The sequence below is a fragment of the Streptomyces carminius genome (assembly GCF_002794255.1).
GTDB lineage: Bacteria > Actinomycetota > Actinomycetes > Streptomycetales > Streptomycetaceae > Streptomyces > Streptomyces carminius.
Genome location: NZ_PGGW01000019.1, coordinates 209,653 through 224,419 on the forward strand (window position 1 = coordinate 209,653; position 14,767 = coordinate 224,419).

Annotated in this window: 16 protein-coding genes and 1 pseudogene; 4 read left to right on the forward strand and 13 right to left on the reverse strand. The window is 74.1% G+C overall.

Translation table 11 applies throughout. From position 1 onward, the window contains the following. Nucleotides 1-196: 196 nt before the first annotated feature. The 4 genes from CUT44_RS07250 to hisI are packed head-to-tail and all read right to left on the reverse strand — an operon-like array spanning nucleotide 197 to nucleotide 3,163. Nucleotides 197-436 carry an HGxxPAAW family protein gene (locus CUT44_RS07250; protein WP_100201330.1) on the reverse strand — a complete coding sequence of 80 codons (240 nt, stop codon included), beginning with the start codon at nucleotides 434-436 and terminating at the stop codon, nucleotides 197-199. 47 nt (nucleotides 437-483) lie between these two features. Next, the gene (locus CUT44_RS07255) at nucleotides 484-1,206 is read right to left on the reverse strand and encodes a TIGR02234 family membrane protein (protein WP_100201331.1); all 723 of its coding nucleotides are present in this window, start codon (nucleotides 1,204-1,206) and stop codon (nucleotides 484-486) included. Then, nucleotides 1,203-2,750, reverse strand: coding sequence for an anthranilate synthase component I (locus CUT44_RS07260; RefSeq protein WP_100201332.1), 1,548 nt, complete (start codon nucleotides 2,748-2,750; stop codon nucleotides 1,203-1,205). The genes CUT44_RS07255 and CUT44_RS07260 overlap by 4 nt, the downstream gene beginning before the upstream one ends. Beyond that, nucleotides 2,747-3,163: a phosphoribosyl-AMP cyclohydrolase gene (gene hisI / locus CUT44_RS07265; protein WP_199185637.1), complete on the reverse strand. Its 417-nt coding sequence runs from the start codon at nucleotides 3,161-3,163 to the stop codon at nucleotides 2,747-2,749. The genes CUT44_RS07260 and hisI overlap by 4 nt, the downstream gene beginning before the upstream one ends. A gap of 158 nt (nucleotides 3,164-3,321) precedes the next feature. Here hisI and CUT44_RS33425 point away from each other — a divergent pair, with 158 nt between their 5' ends. Together CUT44_RS33425 and CUT44_RS07275 are read left to right on the forward strand one after the other, a co-directional pair. Beyond that, the gene (locus tag CUT44_RS33425) at nucleotides 3,322-4,188 is read left to right on the forward strand and encodes a hypothetical protein (RefSeq protein ID WP_199185638.1); all 867 of its coding nucleotides are present in this window, start codon (nucleotides 3,322-3,324) and stop codon (nucleotides 4,186-4,188) included. Between the two features lie 48 nt (nucleotides 4,189-4,236). Further along, nucleotides 4,237-4,869 carry a TIGR03085 family metal-binding protein gene (locus tag CUT44_RS07275; protein ID WP_100201334.1) on the forward strand — a complete coding sequence of 211 codons (633 nt, stop codon included), beginning with the start codon at nucleotides 4,237-4,239 and terminating at the stop codon, nucleotides 4,867-4,869. Nucleotides 4,870-4,947: 78 nt separating this feature from the next. Here the strand turns inward: CUT44_RS07275 and CUT44_RS07280 are convergent, their stop codons facing one another. Continuing rightward, complete coding sequence (locus CUT44_RS07280) at nucleotides 4,948-5,610, reverse strand: response regulator (RefSeq protein WP_199185639.1); 663 nt, start codon at nucleotides 5,608-5,610, stop codon at nucleotides 4,948-4,950. A 1,057-nt stretch (nucleotides 5,611-6,667) separates the two neighbouring features. Here CUT44_RS07280 and CUT44_RS07285 point away from each other — a divergent pair. Further along, a complete protein-coding gene (locus CUT44_RS07285; protein WP_233221278.1) occupies nucleotides 6,668-7,795 on the forward strand; it encodes an inositol-3-phosphate synthase in 1,128 nt (375 codons plus the stop codon). Between the two features lie 72 nt (nucleotides 7,796-7,867). Further along, nucleotides 7,868-8,585 (forward strand): annotated as a pseudogene (locus CUT44_RS07290) (MBL fold metallo-hydrolase). A 51-nt stretch (nucleotides 8,586-8,636) separates the two neighbouring features. On the opposite strand, the gene hisF reads toward CUT44_RS07290, so the two are convergent. From hisF to hisD, 8 genes are all read right to left on the reverse strand, one after another. Beyond that, nucleotides 8,637-9,407, reverse strand: coding sequence for an imidazole glycerol phosphate synthase subunit HisF (gene hisF, locus CUT44_RS07295; RefSeq protein WP_100201336.1), 771 nt, complete (start codon nucleotides 9,405-9,407; stop codon nucleotides 8,637-8,639). Between the two features lies 1 nt (nucleotide 9,408). Then, complete coding sequence (locus CUT44_RS07300; protein ID WP_100201337.1) at nucleotides 9,409-9,867, reverse strand: Rid family hydrolase; 459 nt, start codon at nucleotides 9,865-9,867, stop codon at nucleotides 9,409-9,411. Then, a complete protein-coding gene (gene priA, locus CUT44_RS07305; RefSeq protein ID WP_100201338.1) occupies nucleotides 9,864-10,595 on the reverse strand; it encodes a bifunctional 1-(5-phosphoribosyl)-5-((5-phosphoribosylamino)methylideneamino)imidazole-4-carboxamide isomerase/phosphoribosylanthranilate isomerase PriA in 732 nt (243 codons plus the stop codon). Before priA ends, CUT44_RS07300 begins: the two co-directional genes overlap by 4 nt. 113 nt (nucleotides 10,596-10,708) lie before the next feature. After that, on the reverse strand, nucleotides 10,709-11,353 hold the full coding sequence (gene hisH, locus CUT44_RS07310) for an imidazole glycerol phosphate synthase subunit HisH (protein ID WP_100201339.1): 645 nt from the start codon (nucleotides 11,351-11,353) through the stop codon (nucleotides 10,709-10,711). Between the two features lie 100 nt (nucleotides 11,354-11,453). Beyond that, entirely contained in the window at nucleotides 11,454-11,618 is a 165-nt protein-coding gene (locus CUT44_RS33430; RefSeq protein WP_199185640.1) for a hypothetical protein, read from the reverse strand. Continuing rightward, nucleotides 11,615-12,205 (reverse strand): imidazoleglycerol-phosphate dehydratase HisB, encoded by a 591-nt coding sequence (gene hisB, locus CUT44_RS07315; protein WP_100201340.1) that lies wholly within the window; start codon nucleotides 12,203-12,205, stop codon nucleotides 11,615-11,617. Before hisB ends, CUT44_RS33430 begins: the two co-directional genes overlap by 4 nt. Next, a complete protein-coding gene (locus CUT44_RS07320) occupies nucleotides 12,202-13,317 on the reverse strand; it encodes a histidinol-phosphate transaminase (RefSeq protein ID WP_100201341.1) in 1,116 nt (371 codons plus the stop codon). Before CUT44_RS07320 ends, hisB begins: the two co-directional genes overlap by 4 nt. Further along, nucleotides 13,314-14,651 carry a histidinol dehydrogenase gene (hisD, locus tag CUT44_RS07325; RefSeq protein WP_408646719.1) on the reverse strand — a complete coding sequence of 446 codons (1,338 nt, stop codon included), beginning with the start codon at nucleotides 14,649-14,651 and terminating at the stop codon, nucleotides 13,314-13,316. Before hisD ends, CUT44_RS07320 begins: the two co-directional genes overlap by 4 nt. Nucleotides 14,652-14,767 lie beyond the last annotated feature (116 nt).

Genomic DNA, 14,767 nt, shown 5'->3' on the forward strand with positions numbered 1-14,767 from the left:
CCGGCCTTCCGCGACCGCCGGGAGCGGCGTGGGCATCGCCGGGGACGGGCCGGGAGGAATCCGGCGAGACCCGGTGAGACCCGGCAAGAAGTGCGGCGGCCCGGTGCGGCCAGGGCGCGGTGCGCCGTCCGCACCGCGCCCTGGCCGCACCGGGCCGCACCCGGCCGCCGGGATACCGCCTCCCGGCGGCCGGCGCCTACGCGTCCACCCGGTCCTTCGGCTCGGTCTGCCGGCCCTGCTCCGGCTCCGGCTGGCCCATCCCCATCGAGCGCAGCACCAGTCCGGCGACGGCCCCGAGGAGAGTGAGGGCGACCCCGATCCAGAAACCGACCGGCTCGGCCAGCACGGTGAAGGCCGAGGCGACGCAGAAGCCGATGAACGCGATGGTGACGCCGGTCCAGGCGGCAGGAGTGTGTCCGTGGTTGTTGCCCGCCATTGAGTGCTCCTCACAGGTACTGTCCGGGTGGCTCACCGGCCATTGTGTCAGGGGCGGTCGGCGCCGTCCCCGGCGGTGGGGTCCTCTCCCCTGTCCAGGGCCTTCCACAGCTCCTCGGGCCGCTCCGGGCCGGGGCCGGGCCGGCCGGCCGCGGCCCTCCCGCCCGGCCGGGCAGTCCCTCCGGCTGCCGGGGACGCGCCCGCCGTCCGCTCGTGACGGCCGGACATCGCGGGCCAGGAGCGGCCGTGGCGCAGCGCCAGCACCCCGGCCGCCAGCAGCAGGAGCCCGCCGAAGGCCGCGGCGAAGGGCCACCCGCCGAAGGACACGGCCTCGACCGTCCCCCGGGCCAGCCCGGTGGCCTCGGCCGCCTCCGCCTCCAGGGCCTCGCGGCCGCCGGCGGAGACGGCGGGGACGAGCGCGGCGGTGGCGGTGCCCGCGCCGCACAGGGCCAGCAGGGCGGCGACGACCGTCCGGCCGGTGCGCCGGACGGCGAAGACGGCGACCAGCGCGGCCAGCCCGACCAGGGCCAGGGCACTGGGCAGCGCGGTCACCTCGCCGCCGGTGACCCGCACGGGGATCTCGCCCTGGGCAAGGGTGGCGGTGCCCTCGGCCCAGACCCGTCCCGAGGCCACCAGGACCGCGGCGGCGCCGAGCGCTCCGCAGGCCGTCGCGGCGGCGAGCGCCCGGCGGGCGGCGGGCGCGGCGTCCGCGGCGGGCTCGCCGGAGGAGCGGGAGCCGCGGGAGCCGCGGGAAGAGGGCCGGGAAGTCACTCCCCCACGCTACCGCCGAGCCGTCCGGCGGTGTGCACCGCCCTGAGCACCGCCGCCGCCTTGTTGCGGCACTCGGTGTCCTCCGCCGCCGGGTCGGAGTCGGCGACCACTCCGGCGCCCGCCTGGACGTAGGCCGTACCGTCGCGCAGCAGGGCGGTGCGGATGGCGATGGCGGTGTCGGCGTCGCCCGCGAAGTCGAGGTAGCCGACGCAGCCGCCGTACAGGCCGCGCCGGGTCGGCTCCAGCTCCTCGATGATCTGCAGGGCACGCGGCTTGGGCGCGCCCGAGAGCGTACCGGCCGGGAAGCAGGCGGTGAGCGCGTCGAAGGCGGTGCGGTCCTTCGCCAGCCGCCCGGTCACCGTGGAGACGATGTGCATGACATGGCTGTAGCGCTCGACGGACATGAAGTCGACCACCTCGACGCTGCCGGGCTCGCAGACCCGGCCCAGGTCGTTGCGGCCCAGGTCGACGAGCATCAGGTGCTCGGCGCGCTCCTTGGGGTCGGCCAGCAGTTCCTCGGCGAGCGCGGCGTCCTCGACCGGGGTGGCGCCGCGCGGGCGGGTCCCGGCGATGGGGTGCATCATGGCGCGCCCGTCCTCGACCTTGACCAGGGCCTCGGGGCTGGAGCCGACGACGTCGAAGCCGTCGAAGCGCAGCAGGTACATGTACGGGCTGGGGTTGGTGGCGCGCAGGACCCGGTAGACGTCGAGCGCGTCGGCCGGGCAGGGCGCCTCGAACCGCTGGGAGGGCACCACCTGGAACGCCTCGCCCGCGCGGATGCGCTCCTTGATGTCCTCGACGGCCGTCCGGTAGGCCGCGCCGCCCCAGCGCGCCGTGTACCCGGGCAGCTCGGCGGGCGGCAGCGGGGCGGCGCCGCCGGGCACGGGCCGCTCCAGGTCGGCGGCCATGGCGTCCAGCCGCCGCACCGCGTCGGCGTGCGCCTCGTCCACTCCGGTGTCCAGGTCGTTGTGGTTGATGGCGTTGGCGATCAGCAGCACCGTCCCGTCGCGGTGGTCGAGGACCGCCAGGTCGGAGGTGAGCATCATGGTCAGCTCGGGCAGCCCCAGATCGTCACGGGTGCTGTCGCCGACGCGCTCCAGGCGCCGCACGACGTCGTAGCCGAGATAGCCGACCAGGCCGCCGGTGAAGGGCGGCAGCTCGGTACCGCGGTGCAGGTCCCGCGGGGTGTGCAGGGCCTCGACGGTGGCGCGCAGCGCCGCCAGGGGGTCGCCGCCGGTGGGGACGCCGACCGGCGGGGTGCCCAGCCAGTGGGCCTGCCCGTCGCGGACGGTGAGGGCCGCCGAGGTCCGCACCCCCACGAAGGAGTAGCGCGACCAGGTGCGCCCGTTCTCCGCGGACTCCAGCAGGAAGGTGCCGGGACGGCCGGCGGCGAGCTTGCGGTAGAGCCCGACGGGAGTGTCCCCGTCCGCCAGCAGGCGCCGGACGACGGGGATGACACGGCGGTCCTTGGCCAGGGTGCGGAAGGTCTCGAGGTCCGGAGTGGCGCCGGGCGCGGTACCGGAGTCGGTGCCGGGGATGGTCATACGGGGCGGCTCTCCTGTTCCCGGTCCTGTTCCCGGCCGCGGTCCACCGGGCCCCGCAGCGGCAGTTCACCGGCGTCGAAGCAGGTCCGGTCACCGGTGTGGCAGGCGGCCCCCACCTGGTCGACCCGGACCAGTACGGTGTCCCCGTCGCAGTCCAGGGACACGGACTTCACATGCTGCACGTGTCCCGAGGTGTCTCCCTTGACCCAGTACTCGCCCCGGCTGCGGCTCCAGTACGTGCAGCGGCCGGTGGTGAGGGTGCGGTGCAGCGCCTCGTCGTCCATCCAGCCCAGCATCAGCACCTCTCCGGTGTCGTACTGCTGGGCGACGGCGGGGACCAGACCGTCCGGGTTGCGCCTGAGGCGGGCGGCCACGGCCGGGTCGAGCGGGGATCGGGGCATGGATCGGGACATGGAGCCATTGTGCCGCCCCCGCGCGGTGCCCCGCGACAGCCCGGTGACCGGCCCGGACGTTCCGGGCGCCGGGGCCGTGCCCGCGGTTGCCGGGCTGTGTCAGTGTTGTGACGCACCCGGGGCCTCGCGGCCCGGCAGCGTACGGCATTCTGTCGGCCATGAGCTATCCACCGCCGCCCAACAGCGCGCACAATCCCGGCCCAGGTGGCGGTTTCGGTCCGCCTCAGGGCTTCGGTCCGCCCGAACAGCCCGGCCCGCCGGCGGGCGGCTACGGCTACCCGGGCCCGCCCGACGGTTACGGCTATCCCGGTCCGCCGGGCGGCCCCGGTCAGCCCGGCGGCTACGGCCCCGGCGGCCCCGGTGGTCCGGGCGGCCCCTTCCCACCCCCGCCGGGCGGAGGCGGCGGGGGCAACGGGGGGAAGGTCGCCGCGATCATCATCGCCGCGGTGGTCGTGGCCGGTCTGATCGTCGGGGGCGTCCTGGTGTCCACCAGCGGGGACGACGGGAAGGGCAACGAGGCGAAGCCGTCGGGCTCGCCCAGCGCCTCGGCCGACACCGCCGACCCCTCGGCGGACCCCGGCAGCGACCCGACTGCCCTGCCGAGCCTCGACGTGGAGATACCCTCGCCGAGCTTCTCGCCGAACACCAGGCCCAGCGACCTGGTCCCGTACGTCGTGCTCGAACCGGGCACCTGTTTCGACCACCCGTCGCTGAGCAGCGGGGTCACGGAGGTCGAGAAGCGGTCCTGCGACAAGCCGCACAACGGCGAGGTGATCGCCAACGAGACCCTCTCCGGCACCTTCGCCAGTGAGACGCAGCTGCAGGCGAAGGTCCTGGAGCTGTGCAAGGCGGACGCCGAGAAGCGGCTGCGGAAGATGCCGCCGGACGGCAGGACCTACTACTACTACGCGATCTACCCGGCGCTGGCCACCTACCAGATCCGCGGGGAGGACCAGATCTCCTGCTCGCTGACGCTCAGCAACAAGCTGGACGGCCCGAAGCTGACCGCGCCGCTGCCCAAGTGACCGGTGCGGCGCCTGGCGTGGGTCGGCGCCCGGCCGTAGGCTGGCCGTATGTCGACCCACGCCAGGCGCGAACGCCTTCTGCTTGCCGATCTGTTGGAGAGCGCGGGCCCCGAGGCGCCCACCCTGTGCGAGGGGTGGCGGACTCGTGAGCTGGCCGCCCACGCCGTGGTGCGCGAGCGGCGCCCGGACGCGGCCGGCGCGCTGGTCCTCAAAGCCCTCCGGCCCCGGAGGGAACGGGTGCTGGAGGAGTTCGCGGCCAAGCCCTACGAGGAGCTGATCCAGCTCATCCGCACCGGTCCGCCGCGGGTGTCGCCCTTCAACCTCAAGCAGGTCGACGAGGCGGCCAACACCGTCGAGTTCTTCATCCACGGCGAGGACGTCCGCCGTGCCCAGCCGGACTGGACGCCGCGCGAGATCGATCCGGTCTTCGCCGACGCCCTGTGGAAGCAGCTGGAGACCACCGCCCGGCTCTACGGGCGCCGGTCCCCGGTCGGCCTGGTCCTGCGGCGGCCCAACGGCCAGGTGGTGGTGGCCCGCAAGGGCACCCCGGTCGTGACCGTCACGGGCGAGCCCGGTGAGCTGCTCCTCTTCGTCTCCGGACGCCAGGACTCGGCACGGGTGGAGACGGCCGGCGACGAGGCGGCCGTCGCGCGCGCCCGCGAGGCGAGAACGGACATGTGAGCACGGCCGCCCGGGAGGGCGGTACGTTCCACGCCTCCCCCCGCCGCCCGCCTCGGGGCCACTCGCGCCCGCCGGGGTTCAGCCGCCCAGCCCCGCCTCGCGGGCCCGGGCGGCGGCGGCCATCCGGTCGGTCACCTGGAGCTTGGCGAAGATGTGGGAGATGTGGTTGCGGACGGTCTTGTCCGACAGGACCAGTTCCCGGGCGATCCGCCGGTTGCCGTAGCCCCGGGCGAGCAGGTCGAGAACCTGCCGCTCACGGTTGGTGAGCTGGGGGAAGGCCACCCGGCCGGGCATGTCGTGGACCGCGGCGAAGTAGTCGCCCAGCCGGTCCGCGACGAACGGGCTGAACACCGCCCCGCCGCCGGCGACCGTGCGCACCGCCCTCAGCAGCTCCTCGCGGGGCGCGTCCTTGACCACATAGCCGCGCGCCCCGGCACGGAGCGCCGATATCACCGCGTCGTCCTCCTCCAGCGCCGACAGCATCAGCACCCGGGGCGCCGGTCCCCCACCCTGCGGGGCGGAGGTGAGCAGCCGGGTGACCTCGGCTCCCGAGCGGTCGGGCAGGCCGAGATCCATCAGGACGACGTCCGCGGTCACCTCTCCCCCGCGCAGGGCGCGGATCGCCTCCTCCCCGGTGGCCGCCTCCCCCACGACGTCCATGTCGGCCGCGCCCTCGACTGCGTGGCGGGCCCCCGCCCGGAACATCGGATGGTCGTCGACGAGGAAGACCCTGATGGTCACGGCCGCTCCCGGGACCGTACGGTCCGCCCGCCGCGGGAAAGCGGCGGGCGGACCGGCACGCCCGCGGTGACGGGCACGGACGTACCGCGCGGAGCACGGCCCCGGGGGCGGTGCCGCTCCTCACACTTCTCTTCCCTCCCGGAAATCCGGTATTCGCTGCGAGGGAGTGACCGGGCACGGATTTCGAGCCCTCCCCGGTCGGATCTCATCACCTCACCGGCCATCGATGACGGTCTCACTGCTTTTTCGTTGAACGATTCGGGTCGCGCGTTCCGGCCCGGCGACTCACTCCCCCGCGCCACTTCCCCGCGTCCGGGCCGCCCGGCCCCGTTACCCTCCGGAGTCGCCATGCGATTTCCCCCCAATTCCCGATGATCCTCGAACACTAATACAGTCAAAGCACTTTCCGGAGGCATGGATCCGGCCACCCGCCGACACGGCTGATCAGGTATTTCCTTACGGCGTCACGCCGGGTCCACATGCGGAAGCAAGCCGTGACGGCCGTCCGCCACCTCGCCGGGAGTGGCGGGAAACGATGGTTACCCGTAAGGCATCGGCGGAGGGTCCGCCGTCCGCCGCTTCCGCGGCCGATCCGCACCGTACGGCCGTCCCACCCGGGACTTCATGGGACCTGGCTCCCACGAAACCGGGACAACGGACCTCCTACGTTGAAGATGTCCGGCACGCCCGGAGGCCGCTGGACCGACGGGTTCCGGAACCCTCCCGGCGGCGCCGCCCTCCGAGCCGTTCCCACCCCGAAGGGAAAACACATGGTGTGCGCTGCCGCCCGGAGTCATGTTCCACGGACAGGTGCCGGGCTCATGGATTGGCCGGCGGACACCAGGCCTGCCACCCCTCTCCACCCGCTCTCCGTAATGCCCGGCGGACACGGTCCCTCCGAGGCCGGGAACGTGCCGGTCAATCGCCGCGTCCACCGGCGTCCGGGCGGGGAGCCGGAGCACCCGGACTCGATTCGGCGGTGTTTTCGCAAATGTTTTGCCCGGCATGGCAACCGCAACGCCGGCCGGCTCCGGACCCACCGGGTGGAGCAGTCGCGGTGACGGCCTGGCAGGCGTACGGCGGGCGAGGCGCCACCGGTGTCTGGCTGGTGGGCGCGCGCGGCGCGGTGGCGGCCACCGCGATCGCGGGTGCGGCGGCGCTGAGCGCGGGCCTGGTACGTCCCACGGGGTGCGTCACCGCACGGCGCGAGTTCGCCTCCCTGGATCTTCCGCGCTTCGACGATCTGGTCTTCGGCGGGCACGACATCGCCCGGACCGGTCTGCCGGAGCGGGCGGAACGGCTGGCCGGGGACGGCGTCATGCCGCCGGGCCTGCCCCGTCTGGTGCGCGAGGAGCTGCTGGCCGCCGAGAAGGAGATCCGGCCCGGGGTGACCGGGGAGGGCGGCCCGTTCGACCAGCGGGAGGCGGTCCGCGGGCTCACCGACGACCTGGTGTCCTTCCGGCGCCGGTGGAGCCTGGAACACGTCGTCGTGCTCGATGTCTCCTCCGCCGCCCCGGCCGCGGCGCGGTATCCGGCGCACCTCTCGCTGCCCGCGCTGCGGCGGGCGCTGGCGGCCGGGGAGAACGTCCTGCCGGACAGTTCGCTGTACGCCTGCGCCGCGCTGCGGGCGGACTGCTCCTACGTGGACCTCACCGCGTCGGCGGGCCTGCGGCTCCCGGCCCTGCGGGAGCTGGCCGCCGAGCGGGGACTGCCGTACGCGGGCAGCGCGGCCAGGACGGGCGAGACCCTGCTGCGGTCGGTGCTGGCCCCGATGTTCGCCCAGCGGGCGCTGTCCGTCCGGTCCTGGTCCGGCACCCGCCCGGACGACGGGGACGGTGCGGTCGGCGGCCCGCCGGACCGGGCAGATCAGGCGGGCCGGGCAGATCAGGCGGACCGGGCAGATCAGGCGGACCAGGTGCTCTTCGAGGGTTTCCTGGGCACCCAGATGACCCTGCGGCTGGCCTGGCAGGGCTGCGAACCCGCCCTGGTCGCCCCGCTGGTCCTCGATCTGGCCCGGCTCATGGCGCTGGCCGAACGGGCGGGTGTCCAGGGGCCGGTGCCCCAGCTGGCGTTCTTCTTCAGCGATCCCCTCCCCGGTGGCCCCTCCGCCGGGGAGGGGCCCGCACCGGCCGAGCAGTACGCGACGCTGGTCGAGTGGGCCGCCGGGCTGCGCGTACCCGTCTGAGCCCGGCGGCACCGGTTACGCCGGTGGCGGACGGCGAGGCGCGCGCGGGGCGCCGCGCACAGACTCTCCGGCATGGAGCTCACCGAGATCACCCGGGTGCTGCCCGGGCTGCACATGCTGGTCTTCACCGTCGGCCAGGCGTACCTGTGGCACGAGCCCGGCTCGCTGACCCTGGTCGACACGGGCACCGCCGGTTCCGGGCCGGCCGTCCTCGACGCCGTACGGGAGCTGGGCCACGCGCCGGAGGAACTGGACCGCGTGGTCCTGACCCACTTCCACGAGGACCACACCGGGGGCGCCGCCTGGCTCGCGGAGAGCACCGGGGCGACGGTCCTGGCGCACCGGCTGGAGGCTCCCGTGATCCGTGGCGAGGTGCCCGGTCCGCCGCCGGACCTGGCCGGCGCGCCCGGCTGGGAGCGCGAGTTGTTCGAGAACCTGCCCGCGCTGCCCCCGGCCCCGCCCTGCCGTGTCGACCGCGAGCTGGCGGACCGATGTGCTGGACTTCGGCGGCGGCGCCCGGGTGGTGGCCGTTCCCGGCCACACCGACGGCAGTCTCGCACTCCATCTGCCCGCGGGCGGTGGTGTGCTGTTCACCGGGGACACCGCCGCCAACGTCGCGGGCGACACCATGCCCGGGGTGTTCAACCTGGACCGTGCCCGCCTGTCGGCGTCGTTCCGCCGGCTGGCCGCCCTGGAGACGGAGACCGCCTGCTTCGGGCACGGGGATCCGATCCTCCGCGGTGCCGGGGCGGCCCTGCGGAGGGCGGCGGCCGGTCTTCCGGGGGCCTGACACCGGTGCTCCTCCGGGCGTCCGGAGCCCCGGACACCCGGGCGAGCCGCCTCAGCGCACCGGGTGACCGGCCTCCCGCAGGGTGTCCTTGACCTGGCCGATGCGCAGGTCGCCGAAGTGGAAGACGCTCGCGGCGAGCACCGCGTCCGCGCCGGCCGACACCGCCGGAGGAAAGTCGGCCAGCCGTCCGGCGCCGCCGGAGGCGATCACCGGGATGGTGACGTGCTCGCGGACCGCGCCGATCATGGCCATGTCGTAGCCGTCCCTGGTGCCGTCGGCGTCCATGGAGTTGAGCAAGATCTCCCCGGCGCCCAGCCCGGCCGCCCGGTGCGCCCACTCCACCGCGTCGATGCCCGTACCGCGCCGGCCGCCGTGGGTGGTGACCTCGAAGCCGGAGGGCGTCACCGTGCCCTCGGGGCAGCGGCGGGCGTCGACCGACAGCACCAGCACCTGGCTGCCGAAGCGCTCGGCGATCTCCCGGATCAGCTCCGGGCGGGCGATGGCGGCGGTGTTGACGCCCACCTTGTCCGCGCCGGCCCGCAGCAGCCGGTCCACGTCCTCGGTGCTGCGCACGCCGCCGCCCACCGTCAGCGGGATGAAGACCTGCTCGGCGGTGCGGCGCACCACGTCGTAGGTGGTCTCGCGGTCCCCGGAGGAGGCGGTGATGTCGAGGAAGGTCAGCTCGTCGGCGCCCTCGGCGTCGTACACCTTCGCCATCTCGACCGGGTCGCCCGCGTCGCGCAGGTTCTGGAAGTTGACCCCCTTGACGACCCGGCCGCCGTCCACGTCCAGGCAGGGGATGACTCGTACGGCCAGGGACACCTCAGTCACTCTCCTTCACCGGGTCCGCCGGGTTCACCGGGTCCGCCGGACCCACCGGCCGGAACGCCTCGATCTCCACCTCGACCAGTACCCGCGAGTCGACGAAGCCGGAGACCACCACGAGCGTCGCGACGGGGCGGACGGAACCGAAGATCTCCCGGTGGGCGCGGCCCACGTCCTCCACGTCGCGCGCGTGGGTTATGTACATACGGGTGCGGACGACGGAGTCGGCGCCCAGCCCGAACCGCTCCAGTGCGGCCAGGGCGTTGCTGAACGCCGTCCTCGTCTGGAGGTACGGGTCGCCCTCGCCGTGCACCACGCCGCCGGCCACGGGCCGCGTGCCCGCGACGAGGACCCGGTCACCGGCCGCGACGGCCCGCGCGGAGCCGATCTCGTCCTCCCAGGGGCTGTCGGAGCGGACGCGCTCCACCGGTGCGGGCTCTCTCGCCGGGCCCGTCATCGGGAGACCACCTCCAGTGCCTCCTCCAGCGTGAACGCCCCGGCGTACAGGGCCTTGCCCACGATGGCCCCCTCGACCCCCCGCGGTACCAGGGAGGCGATCGCTCCGAGGTCGTCGAGGGAGGAGACGCCGCCGGAGGCGACGACCGGGCGGTCGGTGGCGGCGCAGACGTTCTCCAGCAGTTCCAGGTTGGGCCCCTGGAGGGTGCCGTCCTTGGCGATGTCGGTGACGACGTAGCGGGCGCAGCCCTCGGCGTCGAGCCTCTCCAGTGTCTCGTAGAGGTCGCCGCCGTCCCTGGTCCAGCCGCGGCCGCGCAGGGTGGTGCCGCGCACGTCCAGCCCGACGGCGATCTTCTCGCCGTGCTCGGCGATCACCTTGGCGACCCACTCGGGGCTCTCCAGGGCGGCGGTGCCCAGGTTCACCCGGGTGCAGCCGGTGGCCAGCGCGGCGGCCAGCGAGTCGTCGTCACGGATGCCGCCGGAGAGCTCGACCCTGAGGTCCATGGCACGGACGACCTCGGCGATCCGCTCGCGGTTGTCCCCGGTGCCGAAGGCCGCGTCGAGGTCCACCAGGTGCAGCCACTCGGCGCCGGCCCGCTGCCAGGCCAGGGCGGCGGCCAGCGGATCTCCGTAGGAGGTCTCGGTGCCGGACTCGCCGTGGACGAGCCGGACGGCCTGTCCGGCCCGGACGTCGACGGCGGGGAGGAGTTCGAGACGGTGGGTACTCATCAGGGGTGGTCCTCGGTCCTGGGGTCGGTCTGCTGGAGCGGTCCGCGTGAGCGGCCGGGGCCGCCGGCTCCTGCCGGGGGCGCTGTCGGGGGGCTGTCGGTGCCTGCCGGAGGCTAGAGGGTGTCGATCCAGTTGGCCAGCAGCCGCGCGCCCGCGTCGCCGGACTTCTCGGGGTGGAACTGGGTGGCCCACAGCGGGCCGTTCTCCACGGCGGCGACGAAGCGCTCCCCGTGGGTGGCCCAGGTGACCTTCGGGGCGGGCATGGCCGGGTTGGTGACCGTCAGCTCCCACTCGCGCACGGCGTAGGAGTGCACGAAGTAGTAGCGGGCGTCGGCGGGCAGGCCCGCGAAGAGCTCCGAGTCCGCGGGGGCCTCGACGGTGTTCCAGCCCATGTGCGGCACGACGTCCGCCTTGAGCGGACCGACCGTGCCGGGCCACTCGGCCAGGCCCTCGGCCTCCACCCCGTGCTCGATGCCCCGGCCGAAGAGAATCTGCATGCCGACGCAGATGCCCAGCACCGGGCGTCCGCCGGCCAGCCGGCGATCCACCACCCAGTCACCGCGGGCCCGGCGGAGCCCGGCCATGCAGGCCGCGAACGCGCCGACACCGGGGACGAGCAGCCCGTCGGCGTTCATCGCGGCGTCGTAGTCGCGGGTGACCTCCACCTCCGCGCCGGCCCGCGCCAGGGCGCGCTCGGCCGAGCGGATGTTGCCGAAGCCGTAGTCGAAGACGACGACCCGTTTGTTCCTCTCCGCCATCATCGCGCTCCCGCCACGTTCACGACCGCCGCCACCAGGACCACGGCGGCGACGATGCCCAGCAGAACGGTCACCCCGGTGGGGGGCTTCTGCCTCCGTGTCACGACCACACCTCCAGACGCAGGACTCCGGCGAGCAGGGACAGGGCCGCTCCGATGCCGAGCAGGGCGACGACCCCCCTGGGCATCTGCTGTTTCCAGAAGGAGACGGCACCGCCGAGCAGGAAGAGCCCCACGAAGATCAGCAGGGTGGAGAGGCCGTTCACAGCGCGCCCTTGGTGGAGGGGATCTCCTTCTGGCGCGGGTCGGGCTCGCTCGCGTAGCGCAGCGCCCGGGCGAGCGCCTTGAACTGGCACTCCACGATGTGGTGCGCGTTGCGCCCGTAGGGGACGTGGACGTGCAGGGCGATCTGGGCCTGGGCCACGAACGACTCCAGGATGTGCCGGGTCATCGTGGTGTCGTAGGAGCCGATCATCGGCGCCATGTTCTCCGGCTCGGAGTGCACCAGGTAGGGGCGCCCCGACAGGTCCACGGTCACCTGGGCGAGGGACTCGTCCAGCGGTACCGAGGCGTTGGCGAAGCGGACGATGCCGCGCTTGTCGCCGAGGGCCTGCCGGAAGGCGGCGCCCAGGGCCAGCGCGCTGTCCTCGATGGTGTGGTGGCTGTCGATGTGCAGGTCGCCCTCGGTCTTGACCGTGAGGTCGAACAGCCCGTGGCGGCCGAGCTGGTCGAGCATGTGGTCGTAGAAGCCGACCCCGGTCGACACGTCGACCTTTCCGGTGCCGTCGAGGCCGATCTCGACGAGGACGGAGGTTTCCTTGGTGGTGCGCTCGACGCGTCCCACACGGCTCATCGGTTGCTCTCCTTCAGTACTGCGCGCACCGCGTCGAGGAACGCGTCGTTCTCGGCCGGGGTGCCCGCGGTGACCCGCAGCCGGCCCGGTACCCCGTTGTCCCGGACCAGGACGCCCCGCTCCAGCAGGGCCTGCCAGACGGCGTGGGCGCCGCCGGGGCCGTCGAACCGACCGAACTGCACGAAGTTGGCGTCGGAGTCGGTGACCTCGCAGCCCATCGCGCGCAGCTCGGTCACCAGCCGGTCCCGTTCGGCCTTCAGCTGCTCCACGTAACCGAGCAGGGTGCCGGTGTGTTCCAGGGCGGCCAGGGCGGTGGCCTGGGTGACGGCGGACAGGTGGTACGGCAGGCGCACCAGCTGGACGGCGTCGACGACGGCCGGGGCGGCGGCGAGGTAGCCCAGCCGCAGTCCGGCGGCGCCGAACGCCTTGGACATGGTGCGCGAGACCACCAGGTTCGGACGGCCGTCGAGCAGCGGCAGCAGCGAGGGCCGGTGGCTGAACTCGCCGTACGCCTCGTCGACGACCACCAGCGAGGGCCGGGCCGCCTGCGCCGCCTCGTACAGGGCCAGCACGGTGTCGGCCCCGACGGCCGTGCCGGTGGGGTTGTTGGGCGAGCAGACGAAGACCACGTGCGGCCGGCGCTCGGCGATGACCGCCCGCGCCGCCGCCACGTCGATGCGGAAGTCCGCCTCGCGCGGCCCGGAGAGCCAGCCGGTGCCGGTGCCCCGGGCGATCAGGGCGTGCATCGAGTACGAGGGCTCGAAGCCGAGCGCGGTGCGGCCCGGGCCGCCGAAGGCCTGGAGGAGCTGCTGGAGGACCTCGTTGGAGCCGTTGGCGGCCCAGACGTTCTCCGCCGCCACCCCGTACCCGGCGGTGCGGGTGAGATAGCGGGCCAGTTCGGTGCGGAGCTCCACCGCGTCCCGGTCGGGGTAGCGGTTGAGGTGCCGGGCTGCCTCGGTGACGCGCTCGGCGATGCGGGCCACCAGCGCCTCGGGCAGCGGGTGGGGGTTCTCGTTGGTGTTCAGCCGTACGGGCACGTCCAGCTGGGGCGCCCCGTAGGGGGACTTGCCGCGCAGTTCGTCCCGGATGGGCAGGTCGTCGATGCCGGTCACTTCCCCTGGGGCACCTTCCAGTCGAACCGGGCCTTCAGGGCCGCCCCGTGCGCGGGCAGGTCCTCGGCCTCCGCCAGGACGACCACGTGGCGGGCCACGTCGGCCAGCGCGTCGCGGGTGTAGTCCACGACGTGGATGCCGCGCAGGAAGGACTGCACGGACAGCCCGGAGGAGTGGCAGGCGCAGCCCCCGGTGGGCAGCACGTGGTTGGAACCGGCGCAGTAGTCGCCGAGGGAGACCGGGGCCCAGGGGCCGACGAAGACCGCGCCCGCGTTGCGGACCCGGGCGGCGACCTCGGCGGCGTCCTCGGTCTGGATCTCCAGGTGCTCGGCGGCGTAGGCGTCCACCACGGCCAGGCCCTGGTCCAGGTCGTCCACCAGGATGGTGCCGGACTGCCGCCCGGCCAGCGCCTCGGCGATGCGCTCGGCGTGCTTGGTGGCGGCCACCTGGGAGGCCAGCTCGGAGTCGACGGCGTCGGCCAGCGCCTCGGAGGGGGTGACCAGGACGGCGGCGGCCAGGGTGTCGTGCTCGGCCTGGCTGATCAGGTCGGCGGCGACGTGGCGGGGGTCGGCGGTGTCGTCGGCGAGGATCGCGATCTCGGTCGGACCGGCCTCGGAGTCGATGCCGATGCGGCCCTTGAGCAGGCGCTTGGCGGCGGCGACCCAGATGTTGCCGGGGCCGGTGACCAGCTGTGCGGGAGCGCACTCCTCGGTGCCGTAGGCGAACATGGCGATCGCCTGGGCGCCGCCGGCGGCGTACACCTCCTCGACGCCCAGCAGGGCGCAGGCGGCCAGGATCGTGGGGTGCGGCAGCCCCCCGAACTCCTTCTGCGGGGGCGAGGCGACGGCCAGCGAACCGACCTCGGCCTCCTGCGCGGGCACGACGTTCATCACCACGGACGAGGGGTAGACGGCCTGCCCGCCGGGCACGTACAGACCCACCCGCTCGACCGGCACCCACCGCTCGGTCACGGTGCCGCCGGGGACGACGCGGACGGTGGAGTCGGTGCGCCGCTGGCCGCGGTGGACGGTCCGGGCGCGGCGGATCGACTCCTGAAGCGCCTCGCGCACCGCCGGGTCCAGCTCTCCCAGGGCCTTCCCGATCGCCTCGGCCGGGACCCGTACGCGCTCCAGGCGCACGCCGTCGAAGCGCTCGTTGTACTCGATCACCGCCGCCGTGCCGCGATGGTGCACGGCCTCGCAGATCGGCCGCACCTTCTCCAGGGCGGCCTCGACGTCGAGTTCGGCTCGGGGCAGCAGCCCCCGGTCGACCCCGTCCGCGGCGAGGTCGCGTCCGCGCAGGTCGAGTCGGGTCAGGGATACGGATCGAAGCACGTGTCCCAGTGTCTCAGACCGGATCAGGTGCCCGGCCCGCCGTATCAGTGCGTGATACGGACGAGCCGGGAGGGGGAATCCTGTCAGTGCTGACCGGTAGCGTCCAAGCAGTCACC